19 protein-coding genes are annotated in these 20,586 nt (G+C 60.9%); 11 read left to right on the top strand and 8 right to left on the bottom strand.

Features of this window, described 5'->3' with window-relative positions; translation table 11 throughout:
* Positions 1-120: 120 nt before the first annotated feature.
* The gene (locus KDW95_RS02705; RefSeq protein ID WP_255854717.1) at positions 121-1,425 is read left to right on the top strand and encodes a D-serine ammonia-lyase; all 1,305 of its coding nucleotides are present in this window, start codon (positions 121-123) and stop codon (positions 1,423-1,425) included.
* Between the two features lie 174 nt (positions 1,426-1,599).
* A complete protein-coding gene (locus KDW95_RS02700; RefSeq protein WP_255854716.1) occupies positions 1,600-2,958 on the top strand; it encodes an alanine/glycine:cation symporter family protein in 1,359 nt (452 codons plus the stop codon).
* 114 nt (positions 2,959-3,072) lie between these two features.
* On the opposite strand, the gene KDW95_RS02695 is transcribed toward KDW95_RS02700, so the two are convergent.
* Positions 3,073-3,534 carry a hypothetical protein gene (locus KDW95_RS02695; RefSeq protein ID WP_255854714.1) on the bottom strand — a complete coding sequence of 154 codons (462 nt, stop codon included), beginning with the start codon at positions 3,532-3,534 and terminating at the stop codon, positions 3,073-3,075.
* Between the two features lie 174 nt (positions 3,535-3,708).
* Here KDW95_RS02695 and KDW95_RS02690 point away from each other — a divergent pair, with 174 nt between their 5' ends.
* Together KDW95_RS02690 and KDW95_RS02685 are read left to right on the top strand one after the other, a co-directional pair.
* Positions 3,709-4,479, top strand: coding sequence for a TlyA family RNA methyltransferase (locus KDW95_RS02690; protein WP_255854713.1), 771 nt, complete (start codon positions 3,709-3,711; stop codon positions 4,477-4,479).
* Between the two features lie 78 nt (positions 4,480-4,557).
* A complete protein-coding gene (locus KDW95_RS02685) occupies positions 4,558-5,382 on the top strand; it encodes an RluA family pseudouridine synthase (protein WP_255854712.1) in 825 nt (274 codons plus the stop codon).
* 47 nt (positions 5,383-5,429) lie between these two features.
* Here the strand turns inward: KDW95_RS02685 and KDW95_RS02680 are convergent, their stop codons facing one another.
* From KDW95_RS02680 to KDW95_RS02670, 3 genes are all read right to left on the bottom strand, one after another.
* Positions 5,430-6,266: a 23S rRNA (adenine(2030)-N(6))-methyltransferase RlmJ gene (locus KDW95_RS02680; RefSeq protein ID WP_255854711.1), complete on the bottom strand. Its 837-nt coding sequence runs from the start codon at positions 6,264-6,266 to the stop codon at positions 5,430-5,432.
* Between the two features lie 74 nt (positions 6,267-6,340).
* Complete coding sequence (locus KDW95_RS02675; protein ID WP_255854710.1) at positions 6,341-6,832, bottom strand: universal stress protein; 492 nt, start codon at positions 6,830-6,832, stop codon at positions 6,341-6,343.
* A gap of 49 nt (positions 6,833-6,881) precedes the next feature.
* Entirely contained in the window at positions 6,882-7,196 is a 315-nt protein-coding gene (locus tag KDW95_RS02670; RefSeq protein WP_255854709.1) for a 2Fe-2S iron-sulfur cluster-binding protein, read from the bottom strand.
* A 318-nt stretch (positions 7,197-7,514) separates the two neighbouring features.
* On the opposite strand from KDW95_RS02670, the gene KDW95_RS02665 reads away from it, so the two are divergent.
* The 3 genes from KDW95_RS02665 (at position 7,515) to KDW95_RS02655 (ending at position 10,438) form a co-directional block, all read left to right on the top strand.
* Entirely contained in the window at positions 7,515-8,075 is a 561-nt protein-coding gene (locus KDW95_RS02665) for a TMEM165/GDT1 family protein (protein ID WP_255854707.1), read from the top strand.
* A gap of 205 nt (positions 8,076-8,280) precedes the next feature.
* Complete coding sequence (pgi, locus tag KDW95_RS02660) at positions 8,281-9,948, top strand: glucose-6-phosphate isomerase (protein WP_255854706.1); 1,668 nt, start codon at positions 8,281-8,283, stop codon at positions 9,946-9,948.
* 31 nt (positions 9,949-9,979) lie between these two features.
* Positions 9,980-10,438 carry a methylglyoxal synthase gene (locus KDW95_RS02655; protein ID WP_255854705.1) on the top strand — a complete coding sequence of 153 codons (459 nt, stop codon included), beginning with the start codon at positions 9,980-9,982 and terminating at the stop codon, positions 10,436-10,438.
* Positions 10,439-10,546: 108 nt separating this feature from the next.
* Here KDW95_RS02655 and KDW95_RS02650 read toward each other — a convergent pair whose 3' ends face one another.
* The gene (locus tag KDW95_RS02650) at positions 10,547-11,464 is read right to left on the bottom strand and encodes a LysR family transcriptional regulator (protein WP_255854704.1); all 918 of its coding nucleotides are present in this window, start codon (positions 11,462-11,464) and stop codon (positions 10,547-10,549) included.
* Between the two features lie 128 nt (positions 11,465-11,592).
* Between KDW95_RS02650 and KDW95_RS02645 the strand changes: the two genes are divergently transcribed.
* From KDW95_RS02645 to KDW95_RS02630, 4 genes are all read left to right on the top strand, one after another.
* Complete coding sequence (locus KDW95_RS02645) at positions 11,593-12,537, top strand: Bug family tripartite tricarboxylate transporter substrate binding protein (protein ID WP_255854703.1); 945 nt, start codon at positions 11,593-11,595, stop codon at positions 12,535-12,537.
* Between the two features lie 142 nt (positions 12,538-12,679).
* Positions 12,680-14,263, top strand: a complete 1,584-nt coding sequence (locus tag KDW95_RS02640) for a sulfatase family protein (protein WP_255854702.1) — start codon at positions 12,680-12,682, stop codon at positions 14,261-14,263.
* A gap of 50 nt (positions 14,264-14,313) precedes the next feature.
* Complete coding sequence (locus tag KDW95_RS02635; protein WP_255854701.1) at positions 14,314-14,796, top strand: tripartite tricarboxylate transporter TctB family protein; 483 nt, start codon at positions 14,314-14,316, stop codon at positions 14,794-14,796.
* Between the two features lie 10 nt (positions 14,797-14,806).
* Complete coding sequence (locus KDW95_RS02630) at positions 14,807-16,309, top strand: tripartite tricarboxylate transporter permease (protein WP_255854700.1); 1,503 nt, start codon at positions 14,807-14,809, stop codon at positions 16,307-16,309.
* A gap of 50 nt (positions 16,310-16,359) precedes the next feature.
* On the opposite strand, the gene KDW95_RS02625 is transcribed toward KDW95_RS02630, so the two are convergent.
* From KDW95_RS02625 to aguA, 3 genes are all read right to left on the bottom strand, one after another.
* The gene (locus tag KDW95_RS02625; protein ID WP_255854699.1) at positions 16,360-17,661 is read right to left on the bottom strand and encodes an MFS transporter; all 1,302 of its coding nucleotides are present in this window, start codon (positions 17,659-17,661) and stop codon (positions 16,360-16,362) included.
* Positions 17,662-17,848: 187 nt separating this feature from the next.
* Complete coding sequence (locus tag KDW95_RS02620) at positions 17,849-19,333, bottom strand: Na+/H+ antiporter NhaC family protein (RefSeq protein WP_255854698.1); 1,485 nt, start codon at positions 19,331-19,333, stop codon at positions 17,849-17,851.
* 123 nt (positions 19,334-19,456) lie between these two features.
* A complete protein-coding gene (aguA, locus tag KDW95_RS02615; RefSeq protein WP_255854697.1) occupies positions 19,457-20,554 on the bottom strand; it encodes an agmatine deiminase in 1,098 nt (365 codons plus the stop codon).
* Between the last annotated feature and the right edge of the window lie 32 nt (positions 20,555-20,586).

The following is a 20,586-nucleotide window of genomic DNA, read 5'->3' as shown; positions in this document are numbered from 1 at the left end:
CTTACTTTAACCTGGGCTAAGCTTTAGCTGAGCTATAAGCGCATTGAATTTTCATTGCTTGTGGTTACTCGAGCCTGAGCCCAGAATTCGCGCCTCGATACAGCCACTTATGAAGGATAAATGGTGCCAGCACAAAACTCACCCACCATTGAACAGCGGCTAGCCCTTGGAAAACCATTATTCTGGCTAAACCCGGCCTATAGCCAGACGGCGCCCGAACCCCAGCTGCAGGACATCGAGGACGCCGCCGCCCGGCTGCAACGCTGTGCCCCGCTGCTGGTCCGGCTGTTTCCCGAGCTTGCGCACAGCCAGGGGCTGATCGAATCCCCCCTGCTGCCCGTCCCCGCCCTGCAACAGGCGCTCGCCGTGCCGGGAACCCTGCTGCTGAAGGCCGACCATGATTTGCCGATCGCCGGCTCCGTCAAGGCCCGCGGCGGCTTCCATGAAGTACTCTGCCATGCCGAATCCCTGGCCCTCGCCGCCGGCATTCTGCACAGCACCGATGACGACTACCAGAAGCTCGCCGGCCCCGAAGCCCGCACACTCTTTGCACAGCACCTGCTGGGCGTTGCCAGCACCGGCAACCTGGGCCTGAGCATCGGCGTGATCGGCGCAGCGCTGGGCTTTGATACCTGCGTGCATATGTCGAGCGATGCCAAGGAATGGAAGAAACAGCGCCTACGCAACTTTGGCGTGCGCGTCATCGAGCACGCCAGTGACTACAGCGCCGCCGTTGCCAGGGGCCGCGCCGAAACCCAAGCCAACCCCCGTGGCTACTTCGTCGATGACGAAAACTCACCCCGCCTGTTTTACGGCTATGCCGTGGCGGCACTGCGGCTGCGAGACCAGCTGGCCAAGGCCCGCATCCCGGTCGACGCAGAACATCCGCTAATGGTCTATATTCCCTGCGGCGTCGGCGGCGCGCCCGGCGGTATCTGCTTTGGCCTCAAACAGGTCTTTGGTGCCGCGGTGCACTGCTTCTTTGCCGAGCCCGCCCAGGCTCCCTGCGTGCTGCTCGGCGTGCAGGATCCGAGCACGCCTTCGGTCTACGATATCGGCCTGAATTGCCAGACCGAAGCCGATGGCCTGGCCGTGGGGCTGGCGTCCGAATGGGTCTGCAGCCGTATTCGCAGTCAGCTGGCCGGGGTTTACACGGTTTCAGACGACAGCCTCTACCGTGACCTGTACCGGCTGCAGGCCAGCGAACAGATCGCCATCGAACCCTCCGCCGCGGCGGGCATCCAGGGCCCCGCGCGACTGTTCAGCGAAGGCACTGACTACCTTCGCAGCCAGGGGCTGGAGTCGCTGTCCGGGCAGTCGACACAGCTGATCTGGACGACCGGCGGACGCCTGGTGCCCGACGCAGAATATAAAAATTTCCTCGAAAGAGGAAAAATAGCTTCAAATGAAATGTTAACTGATTAAAATAGAATCTGTTTCCTACACGAAACACATAACCGACAGAAGCCGGTGCCCTGCACCTGTCGCGTCGAACCGTACTGCAGCCACCCCTGTGCTGATCGCCAGGTGGCTTCATATCATGCCGAACCCCTACCCGGGGACGGGTGATAACAATAACAACGAGGAGGCTTACCTCTAATGGAAATGATCGAATCCATCATCGGAGAGATTAACAGTATTGTCTGGGGGCCAATGATGCTGGTCCTGATACTGGGCGTCGGACTCTTCCTGTCCCTGGGGCTGCGCCTGATGCCCATACTCAAGCTGGGTACCGGCTTCAAGCTGCTGTGGCGGGGTCGCAAGACCGCCAGTGGTGACGAAAGCTCCGGTGAAATCTCACCGTTCCAGGCCCTGATGACCGCCCTGTCAGCGACCGTGGGTACCGGTAATATCGCCGGTGTCGCCACCGCCGTGTTCCTCGGCGGTCCTGGCGCGCTGTTCTGGATGTGGATCACCGCCCTCGTCGGCATGGCCACCAAGTACGCCGAGGCCGTTCTGGCCGTCAAATACCGTGAAGTCGACGAAGAAGGCAACCATGTCGGCGGCCCCATGTACTACATCAAGAACGGCCTGGGCAGCAAGTGGGCCTGGCTGGGCATGGCTTTCGCCATCTTCGGTGCCATCGCAGGCTTTGGTATCGGTAACACCGTACAGGCCAACTCGATCGCCAGCGTAATGGAGTCCAACTTCGGTACGCCCACCTGGGTGACCGGTGTACTCGTAATGGTACTGGTGGGCGCGGTCCTGATCGGCGGCATCCGCCGTATCGGTCATGTGGCAGGCGCCCTGGTGCCGGTGATGGCGGTGTCCTACATCGTGGCGGGCCTGGTCGTTCTCTTCATCAATGCCGAACAGATCCCCCACGCCCTGGACCTGATCTTCACCCATGCCTTCTCGCCGATTGCAGCTGAAGGTGGCTTTGCCGGCGCCGCTGTCTGGGCCGCCATTCGCTTTGGTGTGGCGCGCGGTATCTTCTCCAACGAAGCGGGCCTGGGTTCAGCCCCCATTGCCCACGCCGCTGCGCAGAACAAGAGCCCGGTGCGCCAGGGCCTGGTCGCCATGCTGGGTACCTTTATCGATACGATCCTGATCTGCTCGATCACAGGTCTGGTTATCGTGACGTCCGGCACCTGGACCGGCGGCGAGTCCGGCGCGGCACTGACCTCTGCGGCCTTCGCCCATGCACTGCCGGGCCTTGGCAACTACCTGGTGGCGATTTCCCTGGCAATCTTTGCCTTTACCACCATTATCGGCTGGTCCTTCTACGGCGAGCGCTGTGTCGAGTATATCTTCGGCGTCAAGTCCATTGCCCCCTACCGGGTTCTGTGGATTCTGGCGATTCCTGCCGGTGCAGTCCTGAGCCTGGATTTCATCTGGCTGGTGGCCGATACCCTCAACGCCTTCATGGCGATCCCCAACCTGATCGCCCTGCTGCTGCTGAGCCCGGTGGTCTTCCAGGTGACCCGCGAGTTCTTTGCCGAACACAAGGATCTCTGATCCAGTTTGACGCAAGGCACAAAAAAGGACCGGCAATTGCCGGTCCTTTTTTGTGCAACCTCGAGTTAAATTGCGTTTGTGCCTCGCGCCCCAGCCCGGTACTCCGCCGGGCTGCTAGAGCTCAAACCCAACATCACCCAGCGCCGGCCCATATTGCACCTGCACCCGCTGCGGCAAGTCGGGATCATAGCCGCAAATCAGGCGCATACCGCCGCTGTCGACGTAATATTCCAGCGTACCCTCGCGGCGCGAGCGCCAGCGCACATGGGTCATCTCCTGCTCATCCCAGAGTTTCCACCAGTTGGCATCCCACTGCGCCGCGCGCGCAAAGCCAGGTGCACAGTTGCGCTGGGCGCGCTCTTCGTTGTGCTTGCCCCAGCATTCCAGGTCCTTGCGACAGTCAATTTCCTCAATCCGTGCTGCCTTGGAGGTCAGCTGCTTGATGCAGGCGCCGACCACCAGCGGATTCATGCTGCTGGCCTGGCAATCGCGAATGGCCTGCTCGCTGGCGGCCATCACTGGCGACGCCAGCCCCCAGGCTCCAGCCAGCAACAGAAACGGTAGGTATCCTTTCATCAATCCAATTCCTGAAGGTTTTCAGCAGTGTAGCCCAAGCGCGCAGGAATTTTCAGTCACCTGTTGTGCATCCAGGCCATCATCGGGACAGCAGGGACGGGGTCCGGCGTTGCGCCATCGTGCTCACGGCTTATAATGGCGCCCTAGTTTATATCGCGGAGCCTTCTACATTTCATGCAGCGAATCGACATGATCCTGGTCGCCCGGGCGCAGGCCAGCTCCCGTACCCAGGCCCAGCGCCTGATCAGGGAGGGCCGCGTGCAGGCCCGCCTGAACGATGCCTGGCAGACCATCACCAAGCCCGGCCTGAAGCTCGATGACGAAACGCCACTGAGCGTCAGTGCCGACCCGCAGGATCGTTTCGTGTCCCGCGGTGCCCTCAAGCTGCTCGGCGCCCTGGAACAGCTGCAACTGGACCCGGCCGGGCTCGTCGCTATCGACGTGGGCCAGTCAACGGGAGGCTTTACCGACTGCCTGCTGCAGCATGACGCCGCCGCCGTGGTCGGTATCGAGGTGGGTCACGATCAGCTGGACCCACGCCTGCGCGCCGACCCCCGCGTGACCTGCCTGGAGGGCGTCAATGCCCGAGCGCTGGACCCGCAGCAGCTGCTGCCCCTGAGCCGTGACGGTGCCGGCTTTGACCTGGCGGTGATGGATGTCTCCTTTATTTCCCAGACCAAGATCCTGCCGGCGCTGGCGCCGCTGATCCGTACCCGGGGCCGCCTGATCAGCCTGGTCAAACCCCAGTTCGAGGTCGGCCGCAGCGGTATCGGCAAGGGCGGCATTGTGCGCGACACCGGCCTCTTCCGGCAGGTCGAAACAAGCATTCGCCGGCACTGCGCGTCACTCGATCTGCAGGTTCAGCACTATATGCCCAGCCCCATTACCGGTGGCGACGGCAATCACGAGTTCCTGCTGATTGCCGAGCAGACGGCAAGTCGCTGAGGCACTGCGCCCAATGCGCGCACCTCAAGCGCCCGCAACATCTGTATACTTGCCTCCTTAATTACAGAGACAGATCCCATGGAACTGAAACGCACGCTGCCTGCGGCCGTCGACAACGCACTGGAATACCTGACCGAGGCCACCGGCCTGCCAAAGAAACGCCTCAAGGATGCGATGAACAAGGGTGCCGTCTGGCTGATACGGGGCAGCCACGAGCGTCGACTGCGTCGCGCCAACAGCCCGCTCAAGGCCGGCGACCGGATCGAACTTTACTACGACGAAGCCCTGCTGGAACTCAAGCCACCCCAGCTTAGCGCCATTGAAGACCGCATGGGCTACACCCTCTGGTACAAGACCGCCGGCGTCATGTCCCAGGGCACCCGTTATGGCGATCACATGGCACTGCCGCGCATGGCGGAGCTCGCCTATGGCCACAAGCGGGAGATTTATCCGGTACACCGGCTGGATCGCGAAACCCGTGGCCTGATCCTGCTGGCCCACAACAAGAAGATGGCCGCCATACTGTCGAAACTGTTCCAGGACGGCGCCGTTGAGAAAGGTTACCAGGCAGTGGTGCTGGGGGAGGCGCCGCTGGAGGGCACTGTGGATCTGGCGCTGGACGGCAAGGCCGCCATCACCCACTTTACACGGCTGGAATATGACGCCGAGCGCAACACCAGCGTGCTGGAGATCCGCATCGAGCATGGCCGCACCCACCAGATCCGCCGCCACCTGGCGCATATTGGCCACCCGGTAATGGGGGATCCGCGTTACGGCGAGGGCAACAAGAATCGCGAGGGCCTGCTGCTGGTTGCCCACCGGCTCAACTTTATCTGCCCGATGCGCCGCCAGCCCACCGAGTTTCAGTTGCCCCAGCCTTTCGTCACCAAGACGGACGCCTGAGGCGCACTGCAGGCTGAACCCGGCAGATACTGCCGGGTTCAGGCGAGCTATTCGCCCGTCAACTGATTCAGCTGCCAGCGGCCCTGCTCGGGCGCAATCAGGTTCTGCAGCAGGGGCAGCGCATCCTTCAGCTCGCCCGGCAGCGTCCAGGGCGGGTTGATCATGAAGAGCCCACTGGATGTCATGCCGAAGTCCGGCGTATCCGGCCCCAGCCCCAGCTCCACCTGCCACAGGTTGCGTACACCGGCGCTTTTGAAGCCCCGCACCATATCATCGACACGGGCCCGCACCACCACCGGGTACCAGACCAGGTAGGTACCCGTCGGGAAGCGCTTGTACCCCTCCAGCACCGCCTTGAGCACCTGCCGGTAGTCCCCCTTGTTCTCATAGGGCGGATCAACCAGCACCAGCGCACGCTTGGAGGCTGGCGGCAACAGTGCCTTGAGACTGGCGAAGCCGTCACTGCGCTCGACGCGCACGCGGCGGTCCCGACTGAAACGTTCGATCAGCAAGCGGTGGTCACTGGGGTGCAGCTCGAACAGCCGCAGCGCATCCTGCGAGCGTAACAGCTGCGCCGCCACCAGCGGCGAGCCTGGATAGTGCTCCAGCGCACCCTTGGCGTTCATTGTGCGCAGTACCGCCATCAGGGGCGTCAGCACATCGGGCAGGGGCTGTCCCCAGAGACGCCCGATGCCTTCTTCAAATTCCGCCGTCTTTTTCGCCATGGCCGCACCCAGGTGATAACCGCCGGCGCCGGCATGGGTATCCAGGTACAGCAGCGGCTTGTCCTTGGAGGTCATGTATTCGAGGGTACGGGCGAGCACCAGGTGTTTCAGGACATCGGCATAGTTGCCGGCATGATAAGCGTGTCGATAGCTGAGCATCGGCGTTCCGGAGGCAGTAAAGTCGGGGGCGCCAGCATACGCCGTCCCCCCGGTGGATTCCACTGCAAAACGGCTTACTCTGCAGGCAGCGGTACAATCAGTACCGGGCGGTCGCTGTGCTGCATCACACGCTGGGCACTGGAGCCCATGAACATCTTCGCCAGTGCCGTATGGGTGCGGGTGCCCATGACGATCATGTCCACGTCCATCTGCCTTGCCGTGGCCAGAATTTTTTCCTCAACATTACCCTTCTCTATCAGCACCAGCGGCTTGCCGAGCGCCTCGGCCTTGCCCGTCGGCAGCTCCTCGGCCCAGAAAGTCTCCACCCGCTGGGTCATCTTGCTGCGAAGATCATCGATGCCGGCCTTGCGCAACTGTGCCAGCACCTCGGGTTCGAAGTGGGTGTCGATCAACGCCTCGGTGGACGGGCTCAGCACCTCCACCACATGCAGAAAGGTCACGCTGGCACCGTGCGCAAGGGCCAGCTTCACCGCCATGCGCAACGCCGGCACCGAGTTCTCACCCAGGTCCGACGCATACAGGATTTGCTTGATATCAGGTAGCATGACTCTTACCTCCTTGCGTAATTTGGCTTCTGAACAGTCGCGACGCCGATCAGTACTGCGTCTGCGGGATCTGTACCACCAGACCATCAAGCGCCGCACTCACCTCAAGCTGGCAGCTGAGGCGACTGTTGGGCTTGCGTTCGGCGGCAACCAGTTCGAGCATTTCCAGTTCTTCCTCCCCCGGCTCACCGACAGCGCCGGACAGTACATACACATGACAGGTTGCGCAGCTGCAGCCGCCGCCACATTGGGCCACGATGCCATCGAGCTCACGATCGATCGCGCCTTCCATCACGCTCCAGCCATCGGGAACATCCAGCGTCTGCCGATGACCGTCCGGCTCTATGTAGGTAATTTTCGCCATTGCAGCACCCCGGGCTGTCGATACGCTAAGTGTAGTCAGGGGTTGGCAAAAGTGACGCAACAAGCCGTTTGCCCGGCAAAACCCCCATCGGGCGTTGCACCCGAAGGCCCGGTACCCTAAAATCGGCGCCGTTCTTGGGGGAGTAATCTTCCGGTCGGCTGCGCCGGCCCGAGTGGCTGTCAACATACTTGAGCCTCATGCTCATGGCAGTCACGTCCTGCGGGATTGATGAGACCTGAGACACAACAAGCTGCTCCTGGCGGGCCGGTTTGCTGTGTCTTGGTACTTTCAATTCAGCCCGCCGAGGATTATTGCTCAATGGATGCCCTGCTTGCCTCGACCTCCGCCGTTGCCATCGCCGAAATCGGTGACAAAACCCAGCTCCTGTCGCTTTTTCTCGCCTCGCGCTTTACCCGGCGCAACGCCATCATTGCCGGCATCCTGGTCGCGACCCTGCTGAATCACGCACTCTCGGCCTGGCTTGGCGCCTGGGTTGCCCACTGGATACCCGCCGCCTGGAAGCCCTGGATCCTGGGACTGAGCTTTATCGCCGTCGGCCTCTGGGTACTGATCCCCGACAAGGAAGACGATGGCGATGCCGGCGTGCTGCGCTACGGCGCCTTTGTCGCCAGCTGCGTGCTGTTTTTCATCGCCGAAATCGGTGACAAGACCCAGGTTGCCACCGTCATACTGGCGGCGCGCTTTGACGATGCCATTCTAGGGGTGATCATCGGCACCACGCTGGGCATGATGGTCGCCAATGTTCCCGTGATCTACGCCGGCAACTGGCTGATGCAGCGCCTGCCACTGGCCTGGGCGCGGCGCGGCGCCTGCATACTGTTTGCAGGCCTGGGCATCACAGCCATACTGATGCAGTAACCTTGGGGCACAACGACTCACCGACTGACAACGTTGCGCCCCAGCATCCTGCAAAAATTTACGAACAAAATACAAATAATAATAAAAAATACGAAAATACAATGATAAAAAACTTGTTATTTAACTTAATTTACGTAAATTAACACAACTAAGACTCACCCTGGTCTACAACTGTTGATCGGTAACCCTACTAAAGGAGCCCGAGATGCCCAACATCTCAGATTCTGACGCCTGGAAATTTCTGAAAAATCACGCCGACGAAACCCGTGATATCCACCTGCGAGACCTCTTCGTACAGGACCCCAACCGCTACGAAAAGTACTCACTGCAAGTGCAGAACATCCTGCTGGATTTCTCCAAGAACCCGGTTACGGATGAAACCCTCGAGGGGCTGCTGAACCTGGCCAGGGAAGCCGGCGTGGAGAACTGGCGCGAGCGCATGTTCCACGGTGACCGCATCAACTCCACCGAAAACCGCGCCGTGCTGCACACAGCCCTGCGCAACCGCACCAACACGCCGGTGTACCTCGATGGCAAGAACGTCATGGAAGCGGTCAACCATGAACTGGGCCGCATGAAGGCCTTCGTCAACTCGGTACGCAAGGGCGAGTGGCGCGGCTATTCCGGCAAGCGCATTACCGACGTCGTCAATATTGGGGTCGGCGGCTCGGACCTGGGCCCGCGCATGGTCACCCAGGCTCTGCGCCGCTATGCCGATGACCGCGTCAAGGTGCACTTCGTTTCCAACGTCGATGGCGTCGAGATCGCCAACGTGCTGCGCCCGCTCAACCCCGAGCGCGTCATGTTCGTGGTGGCTTCCAAGACCTTTACCACCAGCGAAACCATGACCAACGCCCAGACCGCACGCAACTGGCTGATGTCCTCGGCCTTTGACGAACGCGCCGTCGGCAGCCACTTCGTGGCGGTCTCCAGCAACCACGAGGCCGTAAAGGCCTTTGGCATCAAGCCGGAAAACACCTTCCAGATGTGGGACTGGGTCGGCGGGCGCTACTCGCTGTGGTCGGTGATCGGCCTGCCGATCGCCCTGTGCCTGGGCTTCAAGCAGTTTGAAGAGCTGCTGACCGGCGCCCACGAGATGGACATTCATTTCCGCGATTCGCCGCTGGAAAAGAACGCCCCGGTATTGCTGGCCCTGATCGGTCTGTGGAACAGCACCTTCCTGGGGCGCCAGTCCCAGGCCATCCTGCCGTACGACTGGCCACTGGCCCGCTTTGCCTCCTACCTGCAGCAGGCAGAAATGGAAAGTAACGGCAAATCAGTGGACCGCAACGGCAAGCCCGTGCCCTACAGCACCGGCTCGATCATCTGGGGATCCCTGGGTATCGACGGCCAGCACGCCTTTTATCAGTACCTGCACCAAAGCAATACCGTGGTGCCGGCGGACTTTATCGGTTCCATCGAAAGCAGCACCCCGGTGCGCGGCCACCATGAAAACCTGATGGCCAACTTCTTCGCCCAGACCGAAGCCCTGATGAACGGCATCAACGAAGACGAAGTGCGCCGCGACCTGGAAGCCAAGGGCATGAAGCCCGAAGCCATCGACGCGCTGATACCGCACAAGGTGCACGCCGGCGATCGCCCGACCAACACCCTGCTGCTGGAACGCCTCGATCCGCGCACCCTGGGCGCACTGATTGCGCTCTACGAGCACAAGATCTTTGTACAGGGCGTGATCTGGGACATCTGTTCCTTTGACCAGTGGGGCGTCGAACTCGGCAAGACCCTGGCCAAGCAGATCCTGCCAGAGCTGACCGGCAACGCCGTATCCGACAAGCACGACAGCTCCACCCGCAGCCTGATCAAGTACTTCAACGACAAGCGCCGCAGCCTGGCCGAAGAGGCGGGGCGCTAACGCCTCGCCTGCCAGTCTTCAAGGAGATCCGATGCAGCAGAAAGTGATTCAGATGCCGGCCCGCAAGCGCATCGCGCTGATTGCCCACGACAACATGAAGCACGAGCTGATTGACTGGTCGCGGCAGAACCTGCAGCAGCTCAGCCAGCACCGGCTCTATGCCACCGGCACCACCGGACTGTTGCTGGAGCGCGAACTGCAGTTGCCGATCAGCAAGCTGATCAGCGGCCCGCTGGGCGGCGATCAGCAAATCGGCGCCATGCTGGTGGACCAGCAGATCGACATGGTGATCTTTTTCTGGGACCCGTTTGAACCCATGCCCCATGACCCGGACGTCAAGGCACTGCTGCGCATCGCCGCGGTCTGGAACGTGCCCGTGGCCTGCAATCGCAGCACCGCGGATTTCGTCATCGGCTCCGCCTTGATGAACCAGAGCCATGACTACCGGGTGCCGGACTACGATGCCTATATCACGCAACGTACGAGCTAGCCTTTAAGGCTCCAACATAAAGGGCGCTTGAGAAAGCGCCCTTTATTTTTGTGAGTCGCTTGGGCAAACGCCAAGCCCCCTTCCCCCGCTGCACGCACGGCACCTCGGCTAGCGCGCACCATCCCGGGCTTGACCTTTGACGGCAAGAAAATCGATGAAACGCTCGAGCAGCAGGGTACGCCTGTCTGTTTTGCGCGTAATCACCCCGGTATGCCGACTGGGCATGTTCGACTCGAACGGCAGGACGGCGAGCACACCGGAATCCACCAGCGACTGCAACGGCACACAGGGCAGCATGCTGAGGTAATCCGAGTTTTGCACCATCGCAATGATCGATATGGGCGAATCCACCTCGATAGCCACACCGATCTCGGTCAAACCCGCCGATATCAGGCAGCTGTCCATTTGCGCACGCAAAAAACTGCGCTCGGGGTGAGTAATCCATTTTGCCCCCCGCAGCTGCTGCGTGCTCACCCTGGAATACTGCGTCAAGGGATGCCCCTTGCGGCAAAAGATACTAATGCTGTCGCTCCAGAGTTGCTGCACCTGCAAACCGCGGGACTCGTCACTCAGCACCAGCGGGCCTATCACCACATCCAGCTGCCCAAGTTCCAGCTTGTCGATGAGATCAACCATCAGCGTACTGGTAAAGATCGCATTTACATTGGGGTTGTCCTTCAAAAAGTCGGTAATCATGGCGCTCAGCAGGTACTCGGAAAGCATCGGCGGCACACCGATGCGCAGCAGACCGGCCTTGCCGGTACTGATATCCCTGGCATGCTCAGATGCCTGCATCGTTGCCATGCGGATGCTGTGCCCCTGCACCGCCAGAGCCCGGCCGGCTTGGGTTGCCTGCACTTTCTTGTGGCTGCGATCGATCAGCTGGACGCCGACGCGATCTTCCAGGATTTTCATGTTGCGACTCAGCGCCGGCTGCGTCAGGTTCAGCTGCTGTGCCGCCAGGCTGAATGAGCCCAGCTCGATAATGACCGATAGCTGCAGCAGGTGCCGCGGATCTGTATTCATATCAATTTGATATACTTGACAATATTTTTATCATTTTAATTATAGATTTGCAGATTGTACAGTTACTGCAAGTTCGCAATCAGACCTACGGGTCCCGCTCTAATAACAACACTGCGAGGTTCACAAGCATGAAACCATTGTCCCGCCTCATTGCCGGCATCGCGCTTGGCGTATCAGCACTGACTGCCATGCCCTCCTGGGCCGACAGCTTCCCGAGCAAGCCCATCAAGGTCATCGTGCCTTTCGCCGCCGGCGGTCAGGGTGATGTCATGGCACGGCTGATCATCAAGACCATCGAAGAAAAGCAACTGCTGTCCCAGCCCATTGCCGTGATCAACGTCCCCGGAGGCGGTGGCACCATCGGTGTTCGCCAGGCTCACAAGGCTGACGCCGATGGCCATACCCTGCTGTACCTGCACCAGACCCTGATGACCACCGAGCTGCAGGGCAAGCTAAAGTTCGACTACCGCGCCTTCACGCCGGTGGCCGAAACCAACAATACCTGCCTGGTGACGGCGACAGGATCGGAATCCGGCATCGACAGCGCCGACAGCTGGATCGCCCAGGCCAAGGCCGACCCGAAAAAAATCAAGGATGCGACCCTGCTTGGCAGTGCCGCTCACTTCACCACGGCCATGATCAGCAAGGCCGCCGACATGCAGGTCGGCCTGGTTAACGTCGGCGGCGGTTCTGATCGTATCGCATCGCTGCTGGGCAACCACACCCAGACCGCCGTACTGGTGGCGGCGCCGATAGCGGCCAACCCCGGGCTCAAGGGCCTGATCTACTACGGCGAGGAGCGCAACCCGCAACTGCCGCAAACGCCCACAGCCAAGGAGCTGGGGTACGACGTCATATCCTGCCTGAACAATGTCTGGTGGGCGCCCGGCAACACTCCTACAGAAGCAGTTTCTGTACTGCAGAACGCCTTTGCGGCCGCCCTTGAAGATCCCGAACTGATCGCGGCGATCGAACAGAAAGGCGATACCGCCAAGCTGGTTGTGGGTGATGCCCTGGATGCGCGCCTGGCTGATATCTACGCGCGCCTCAAAGCCGCGGCAGCCGATCTCTAAAAGCGCACCGGCCCGAGGCCAGCACAACTCGCCGCCAGTGCATCCGGCACTGGCCGGCGAACACCCCCTACTCCATACTCCCGGCCTTTGCGCAGCACGTGCAGGCCAAGGCATTCCTTTACCCGAAGTCTGGTGACCCAACATGGCTGATCAACCCAATTACCTCTTCATCATTACCGACCAGCATCGTGCTGATCACCTGGGCTGCTACGGCAATACGATAGTCAAAACCCCCAACATCGATGCGCTGGCCGCCACCGGCACCCGCTTCGACCGTTTTTATGTCGCCAACCCCATCTGCATGTGCAACCGCGCCAGCATTCTGACCGGGCGCATGCCATCGCTGCACGGCGTGCGCCACAACGGCATTCCGCTGTCCACCGAGGCCACCACCTTTGTCGAGCTGCTCCGGGATGCAGGCTACAAAACCGCCCTGATTGGCAAATCCCATATTCAGAACATGACCGGACTGCCCGCCTCTATTGGATACAGCCTGGACGAAGGCATGGCCGAACCCTCCACCCGCCTGCAGGAAGCCAGCAAGCACCAGCGCAAGGGCAATCCCTATGACCAGGAACTGAGCAAGCGCTGGCGGGAAAACCCGCAGCACCGCGTCAGCACGCCCTTCTATGGCTTTGACGAGGTACTGATTGCCAATGACCACGCCGATCGCGTGACCGGCGACTACGAGGTCTGGCTGCAGCAGCAGTGCCCCGAGGCCGACAGCCTGCGCGGCCCCGAGAACGCCCTGCCGGACGAACGCTACAATTCGCCCCAGGCATGGCGCACCCGTATACCTGAAGAACTCTACTCCACGAGCTACATTGCGCAGAAAACCCAGGAATACATCCAGCAGCATGCCCAGAGCGGCGACAAGGCCCCCTTTTTCCTGACCATGTCCTTTCCCGATCCGCACCACCCCTTTACGCCACCGGGAAAATACTGGGACATGTACGACCCTGACCAGATCCCGCTGCCCGAATCCTTTGGCAAGGGCGACATCCCGCCGCTGGACGCCATGCGCCAGGCGCTGGAAGAAGGCAAGAACTACCGCAACAGCCAGGACCCGTTCATGGTGACCGCGCGCGAGGCCCAGGAAATCACGGCCCTGACCTATGGCAGCATCAGCATGATTGATGATGCCATCGGCCGCGTCATGGCAACGCTGAAAGAATCGGGCCTGGCCGACAACACCATTGTCTGCTTCACCTCGGACCACGGTGACTACATGGGCGATCACGGTCTGATGCTCAAGCTGCTGATGCACTACCAGGGACTGATCCGGGTTCCGTTCATCTGGCATGACCCCACCGCACCCCGCGAGTCCTCGACAGACCCGCGCCTGTGCAGCAGCATCGATATAGCACCGTCTATTTTGCGCCGCAGCCATATCCAGCCATTCAACGGCATCCAGGGCATCGATATCCTGGACTCTACGCAACCGCAGCGCGCCGGCCTGCTGATAGAGGAAGACAGCCAGAGAAGCATGGTCGGATTTGACCAGCCACAGCGCGTGCGCACCTACCTGACCCAGCGCTGGCGCCTGTCATTGCGCCACGGTGAAAGCTGGAGCGAGCTCTACGACCTGGAAAATGACCCCCACGAACTGTGCAACCTCTGGGATAATCCCGATTACCAGGCCACAAGAGCCGAGCTGATCGAAGCCATGATGCGTGAAAGTATCGCCATGCAGGATCGCTCCCCGCTGCCCAGCTACCGCGCCTGAACAGGCGCCGCAGCCCAACCATGACCTTGTCGATCCAGGGAAACCTATTCATGCACAACACTAAGAAACGAATCGGACCGGAGCTTGGCAGCCTGGTGCTGCTGGCAGCTGCAGGCCTGCTTCTCGTCATCGGCGCCAGCGCGCTGCCAGGGCCCGAATATGACCCCATGGGCCCCGCCGGGCTGCCCCGTATTATCGGTATCGCCCTGCTGCTACTGCTGGGAGCACGCCTGGTGTCCATTGTTCGCACCCCGCAGCCTGTGTCGACCCAAACCGGCACTGCGCCCAAGCCCCAGCCGCAACTCAGGCGCACCCTTGCCACGGCGGGACTGACGGTTATCTACCTGATGGTACTGACCCTTGGCGGGCTGCCCTTCGCGGCCGTTACCGGCGTTTACCTGACGCTGCTCGGCTTTTGCATGACGAACTTCTCCATCAGGAAACTGCCACCGGTGATCATCATCGCCGCGGTGGTTGGCATCGGGCTGAGCTACCTGTTCTCCGATGTACTGAACATCATTTTGCCAGGTTGAGGCGCCTACCATGGACCAGTTACTCTCTGCATTTGTAGCGCTGGCGCAGCCCGCCCCGCTGTTCTTCATCACCCTGGGGGTATTTCTGGGGATCGTCGTCGGTGCCATTCCGGGCCTTGGGGGCGCCATGCTGATCGCGCTGCTGCTGCCCCTGACCTTCTACATGGACAGCCTGCTGGCCCTGATGCTGCTGGTATCCATCTACGTGGGCTCGGTCAGTGGTGGCCTGATCACCGCCGTGATGCTGAAAATGCCCGGCACCCCCTCCGCCCTGATGACCTCCCTGGACGGCTACCCGCTGGCGACCAGCGGCAAGGCCGGCCGTGCACTCAGCCTTGGCATCATGGCGTCCTTTGTCGGCGGTCTCATTTCCTGGGTTTTCCTTGCGCTGCTGTCTCCGCCGCTGGCGAGCTTTGCGCTGCAGTTCGGCCCCTACGAGCTGTTCAGCCTGGTGATGATGGCGCTGGTGCTGATTGCAACGATCTCGGAAGGGTCCATGGTCAAGGGCTTGCTCATCGCCCTGTTCGGCATGGCCATTGCCATGGTGGGTACCGACAAGTCCTCGGGCCATATGCGCTATGACTTTGGCTTCGATGACCTCAGTGCGGGCTTCAAGTTGCTGCCCGTGCTGCTGGGCGTATTTGTTATCAGCCAGATCATCGAAGACCTGCTCAAGCCCGACCGCAAAGTCAGCCAGCAGAAGGTTCCTCTCAGGGACCTGCTGCCGAGCAAAAAGGACCTGGTAAAACATGGCCCCAACGCCACCCGTTCATCCCTGATCGGCACCTGGATTGGCGTTCTGCCCGGGGTCGGCAGCGCGGTTGCCGCCATCGTCGCCTATACGGTCACCAAGAACTTCTCCAAACACCCGGAGCGCTTTGGCACCGGTGAGGAAGCCGGCGTCGTCGCCGCCGAATCCTCCAACAATGCGTCGGTCAACGGCGCCCTGATTCCATTGATCACCCTGGGAATTCCCGGCAGTGTTATTGATGCAATCCTGATCGGCGCCCTGGTCATTCATGACCTGCAGCCCGGGCCGCTGCTGTTCCAGAACAGCCCGGACATTGCCTACGGCGTTATTGCCGCTGCGTTTGTGGCCAACCTTGTGATGGTGGTGCTGATGTTCCTTGGCGTGCGCCAGATCGCCGCCATCGCATCGGTCGACAAGGCCTATCTCTACCCGGCGATCCTGGTGTGCTGCGTCATTGGGACCTATTCCCTTGGCAACAGTTTCTTCGATATCTGGGTCATGCTGGGGTTTGGCGTGGCGGGCTTTATTTTTCGCCGCGGTGGTTATCCGATCGGCCCCTTCGTACTGGGATACATCCTCGCGCCCCTGGCGGAAAAAGAGCTGCGAACCGGGCTGATGCTGTATGACGGCAGTATTGTCCCCCTGTTTACCCGCCCGATTTCCCTGGTGTTCATCGCCATCACCCTGCTGTTTTCGCTCTGGCCATTCGTGCGAATCTGGATGAAAAAAAGATCCGCCATGCAGGCTAAAAGCAGCGTTTGAGTACAGCTGATCGCTCCGGGATCATCCCGGGGCGATCAGGGCTCAGCCCTTCATTCTCTGCGCCGCACCCTGTCGCCCTTCGCGTCTGCATTGACTGCAGCGCCGCCTTGCTGGCCTTCACCCTCCCTTTCTTCCTGTACCGCCCGGTACAACTCATCCGAGGTGTACTGCGTGCTCGGCTGCGGTACAAATCGCGGCTTGTGCTGTGCAACGCCCCGGCGCGCACTGTGATAGATGCTGAACAACGCCAGCATCAGGGCTACCGCACCGCTAAATACAAAGAGTCCCGAGGGGCCCATCGCCGCCATGGCCGAGCCGCTGAGAAAGGGCCCGACAATGGCACCGATGCCAAAACCCGCCAGCAGCGCGCCGGCCGTCTGCATCCGCCGCGAGGGGTCGCCCCAGTCATTGGCATGGGCACCGGCCAGTGAATAGAGCGTAAATGCCAGACAGCCATAGCTGAAGCTGCCGAGCAGCAGCCACTTCACATCCACTTCCCCAATCACCAGCCAGGCCAGCGCAACACAGCAAAGCGAGGTGCCGACAGAAGCCATGGCAATAACCTTGCGCCGCTCGATGCGATCCGACAGGCGCCCCAGCGGAATCTGCAACACCAGGCCACCGAGAATGCCGCAGGCCAGAAAGAGGGCAATTTGATCGGCGCTGAGCCCTGCATCCTGCGCCGACAGCGGCCCCATGGTATAGAAGGAGGCATTGATCAGCCCGGCGGCCATGGCACCGAAAAAACCCACGGGGGAGGCCTTGAGCACCGGTGAAATACGCAGCGGCCCCGGAGGCTCGGGCAAGGGCGCCACGGTGCGGGTCAGCAAAACCGGGATCAGCGAGGCTGAAAAGGTAATGGATGCCAGCAAAAACAGCCGGTAGCCCCCCGGGTCATCCAGCATCAGCAACAGCTGCGCCGAGCCCGCCCCCAGGTAGTTGATCAGCATGTAGATCGACAGTACCGCACCGCGGTTATGGTCTTCGGCCCGGGCATTGAGCCAGCTTTCGGTCACCACGATCAGGCCTGCCATGCTGAAGCCCGCGATCAGGCGCAGTACAAACCAGAGTGTCGGTGACACCAGCAGCATGTGTACCAGCGGCGTAATGGAAATCAGCGAGGCAAAAACCCCGAAGGCCCGGATATGACCCACCTGGTTGACGACGCCAGCGCCGTAGCGGGCCCCGAGAAACAGGCCGAGAAAATAGCTGCCCATCACCAGGCCGATCAGCTCGGTGGGGAAGCCCTCCAGCCGGGTACGCAGGCTCAGCAAGGTGGTAAACATGCCGTTAGCCAGCAGCAGCAACCCATAGCTGGCCAGCAGGGCGGTGAGTTGTCGGATAGGGCCCATTGAGAAATCATCCCTGGTATCTTGGAAAGACGTGGCACCTGTTTGGTGCACGACTATCTTGGCGCGTTAAGGCACAGGGCGCCAGAGTTGCGGGGCATCTGCGCAGTTTTATTGTCAGGATCCAGGACAAAAAAACGCCCGGGCAGCAATGCCCGGGCGTTTCAGGGGTCACGCAGCAGGATAGGGCCTAAGGCATGAAACCCAGCGCCAGAAAGCCGAGGGCCGAGATCACCCCGCCCAGCAGCGCATAGGGCAACTGGGTAATGGCGTGGCTCATGGGACTGATGCCACAGGCCTTGGCCGACAGCACGGTGGAGTCACCGTAAAAGCAGGCATGGGAGCCAAAGGCCGAGGCCGAAATCATGGCCCCCACTACGACAGGAATATCGGCGTTTACCGCCAGCGCCAGCGGCAGGATGATGGGCATGCCGACCACGAAGATACCCCAGAAGGAGGCGGTGGCAAACGCCAGCGCCGCCATCACGATGAAGGCCACCATGGGCAGCATTTCGGAGGTCATGAAGGTGGTGGTGGCGTTGATGACGTACTCGGTGGTACCCAGGGTATCGTTGACTTCCGCCAGCATAAAGCCGCCAAAGAGCGTGCCCAGCGGCATGATCATGCCGACAAAGCCCTTCAGAATGCCATCGAACATCTGCCCAAGGCTCAGCAGCCGCTGCACGCCGAAGAACGCCAGGGTCACGAAGATGGACGCCATGGCGCCGGACATGATGTCGATATCGAAATACCAGGTAAAGAAGATCAGAGAGGCAATCGGTACGAAGAAATTCAGCGTGTGGGACTTTTCCACCCCGCCTTTCATCTCGACGTTATGGGGCTGGTCCGCTTCGCTCACCACCTCGCCGGTGGTTTCGACCCGCCGCTCCGCGGCTTTCATGCGCCCCAGCAACGGCAGCTTGCCGCTGATGGCCAGCATCACCACCACCAGGCAAACCCAGGCGTAGAGCATGTAGGGAATGGAGCTGATAAACAGGTCGATGCCCTGGCCGTCGGCCGCGACTTCGTTTTCTTCCAGCAGGCCGGAAAAGAACACCGCCCAGGTCGAGAACGGCAGGATGATGCACACCGGCGCTGCGGTGGAGTCCACCACGTAGGCCAGAAACTCCCGCGAGGTTTTCATGCGGTCCGTGGCCTTGCGCATGGACGCACCGATGGTCAGTGCATTGAGGTAGTCATCGATAAAGATCACCAGCCCCAGGGCCATGGTGGAAAACAGCGTGCCCTTCTTGCTGTGGACTTTGGTGGTCAGCCAGCGGCCAAAGGCCTCGGCGCCGCCGCCCATGGTCACCAGGGCAATCATGCTGCCCATCAGGCCGCAGGCAATAAAGATCCAGGCCACGGTCTCGTTCATGAAGACATCGAGGAAGGTGCCTCCCAGCGCCGGGATGAAATCCGCCACAGAGTTGGTCATTAGCAGGCCTACAAGTACGCCGATAAACAGCGACTCGATGGTGCGCTTGGTATAGAGCGCCGTGGCAATGACCACGGCTGTCGGCAACAGGCTGAGCATGCCGAAAGCGCCGTCCGTACCATAGGTATGAAAGCAGTAGAGTGCAAAGCCCACCACGGCCAGCGCAATGGCGCCTACCGCGAGGGTCTGGCTGGGTGGTGCAGCATTCAGCTTCATGCTCGCATCGGTCGAAGTACTCATGGGTATCCCTCGTTATAGTTGTTATTCGCTGCAACGGGAATGTGACACCAGACCTCACAGGCAGGCCGAAGGTCTGATGCCGACGTATTGCAACGATGATTCGGTGATTCGCGACAGCCGGGATCAGGCCCTGGGCTGCTGCTGGGTAATGCAGTGGATATTGCCGCCGCCGAGCAGGATCTCCCGCGCATCAACACCAATGATCTCGCGCTCGGGGAAGAGCCCCTGCAGGATTTCCCGCGCCTGGCCATCCAGAGCCTTGTCCAGCAGCGGGAACACCACCACGGAATTACCGATATAGAAATTGATATAGGAGCCGGCCATGCGCTCGCCTTCTGTACGCGGATGGCTGCCCTCGCACAGATCAACCCCCACGGCTTCCTCGGCGCTCATGAACAGCGGACCTGGTTGAGGCAGCTTGTGCACCTCCAGCTTGCGCCCTTTCGCATCCGTGGCCTGGCTGAGCACTTCGTAGGCGGCCTGGGAAATGGCGTACTGCGGATCGGCCGGGTCATCGCACCAGTGCAGCGCCACCACACCCGGGCGGACGAAGCAGGCGATATTGTCGACATGGCCGTTGGTTTCATCATTAAAGGTGCCACGGTCCAGCCAGATGACCTTGGACACATTGAGGTAGTCTCCCAGCTGCGCCTCAATCTGCTCGCGGTTCAGGTGTGGATTGCGGTTGGGGTTCAGCAGGCACTCCTCGGTGGTCAGCACAGTGCCCTCCCCGTCCACATGGATGGCGCCGCCTTCCAGCACGAAGGGCGCCCGGAAACGCCGGTCACCATTGATTTCGCACACCTTGCGGGCCACGCGGTCGTCCTTGTCCCAGGGAAAGTAGAGGCCGCCATCCAGGCCGCCCCAGGCATTGAAATGCCAGTCGATACCGGCCCGTTCACCGGCATCGTTGATCACGAAGCTCGGCCCCATGTCCCGCATCCAGGCGTCGTTGGAGCTGATTTCAACCACCCGAATATGGGGAGCCAGCATGGCGCGGGCGTTTTCGTACTGGCCGTCACCCACCGCCACAAACACGGTTTCACTGCGGGAAATGGCTTCGGCCACCGCGGCAAAGGCCCGCTGTGCCGGCTTGGCGCCCAGGCGCCAGACATCGCCGCGCTGGGGCCAGAGCATCCAGCAGGCATCATGGGGTTCGAACTCGCCCGGCATCCGGAAACCCAGTGCTTTGGGGCTGAGGTTAGCGTTAGTGTCACTCATCGCAGGCAACCTGTTTTCTTTGACTATAGATG

This window comes from Marinobacterium rhizophilum (assembly GCF_024397915.1).
Lineage (GTDB): Bacteria > Pseudomonadota > Gammaproteobacteria > Pseudomonadales > Balneatricaceae > Marinobacterium_A > Marinobacterium_A rhizophilum_A.
The sequence above is the reverse complement of the archived record's forward strand: the minus strand, read 5'-3'. Positions and strand labels throughout refer to the sequence as shown.

Excerpts from the sequence above, each read along its gene's own strand:
- KDW95_RS02705 (WP_255854717.1), top strand. The coding sequence starts at position 121 with ATGGTGCCAGCACAAAACTCACCCACCATTGAACAGCGGCTAGCCCTT.
- KDW95_RS02700 (WP_255854716.1), top strand. The coding sequence starts at position 1,600 with ATGGAAATGATCGAATCCATCATCGGAGAGATTAACAGTATTGTCTGG.
- KDW95_RS02695 (WP_255854714.1), bottom strand. The coding sequence starts at position 3,534 with ATGAAAGGATACCTACCGTTTCTGTTGCTGGCTGGAGCCTGGGGGCTG.
- KDW95_RS02690 (WP_255854713.1), top strand. The coding sequence starts at position 3,709 with ATGCAGCGAATCGACATGATCCTGGTCGCCCGGGCGCAGGCCAGCTCC.
- KDW95_RS02685 (WP_255854712.1), top strand. The coding sequence starts at position 4,558 with ATGGAACTGAAACGCACGCTGCCTGCGGCCGTCGACAACGCACTGGAA.
- KDW95_RS02680 (WP_255854711.1), bottom strand. The coding sequence starts at position 6,266 with ATGCTCAGCTATCGACACGCTTATCATGCCGGCAACTATGCCGATGTC.
- KDW95_RS02675 (WP_255854710.1), bottom strand. The coding sequence starts at position 6,832 with ATGCTACCTGATATCAAGCAAATCCTGTATGCGTCGGACCTGGGTGAG.
- KDW95_RS02670 (WP_255854709.1), bottom strand. The coding sequence starts at position 7,196 with ATGGCGAAAATTACCTACATAGAGCCGGACGGTCATCGGCAGACGCTG.
- KDW95_RS02665 (WP_255854707.1), top strand. The coding sequence starts at position 7,515 with ATGGATGCCCTGCTTGCCTCGACCTCCGCCGTTGCCATCGCCGAAATC.
- pgi (WP_255854706.1), top strand. The coding sequence starts at position 8,281 with ATGCCCAACATCTCAGATTCTGACGCCTGGAAATTTCTGAAAAATCAC.
- KDW95_RS02655 (WP_255854705.1), top strand. The coding sequence starts at position 9,980 with ATGCAGCAGAAAGTGATTCAGATGCCGGCCCGCAAGCGCATCGCGCTG.
- KDW95_RS02650 (WP_255854704.1), bottom strand. The coding sequence starts at position 11,464 with ATGAATACAGATCCGCGGCACCTGCTGCAGCTATCGGTCATTATCGAG.
- KDW95_RS02645 (WP_255854703.1), top strand. The coding sequence starts at position 11,593 with ATGAAACCATTGTCCCGCCTCATTGCCGGCATCGCGCTTGGCGTATCA.
- KDW95_RS02640 (WP_255854702.1), top strand. The coding sequence starts at position 12,680 with ATGGCTGATCAACCCAATTACCTCTTCATCATTACCGACCAGCATCGT.
- KDW95_RS02635 (WP_255854701.1), top strand. The coding sequence starts at position 14,314 with ATGCACAACACTAAGAAACGAATCGGACCGGAGCTTGGCAGCCTGGTG.
- KDW95_RS02630 (WP_255854700.1), top strand. The coding sequence starts at position 14,807 with ATGGACCAGTTACTCTCTGCATTTGTAGCGCTGGCGCAGCCCGCCCCG.
- KDW95_RS02625 (WP_255854699.1), bottom strand. The coding sequence starts at position 17,661 with ATGGGCCCTATCCGACAACTCACCGCCCTGCTGGCCAGCTATGGGTTG.
- KDW95_RS02620 (WP_255854698.1), bottom strand. The coding sequence starts at position 19,333 with ATGAGTACTTCGACCGATGCGAGCATGAAGCTGAATGCTGCACCACCC.
- aguA (WP_255854697.1), bottom strand. The coding sequence starts at position 20,554 with ATGAGTGACACTAACGCTAACCTCAGCCCCAAAGCACTGGGTTTCCGG.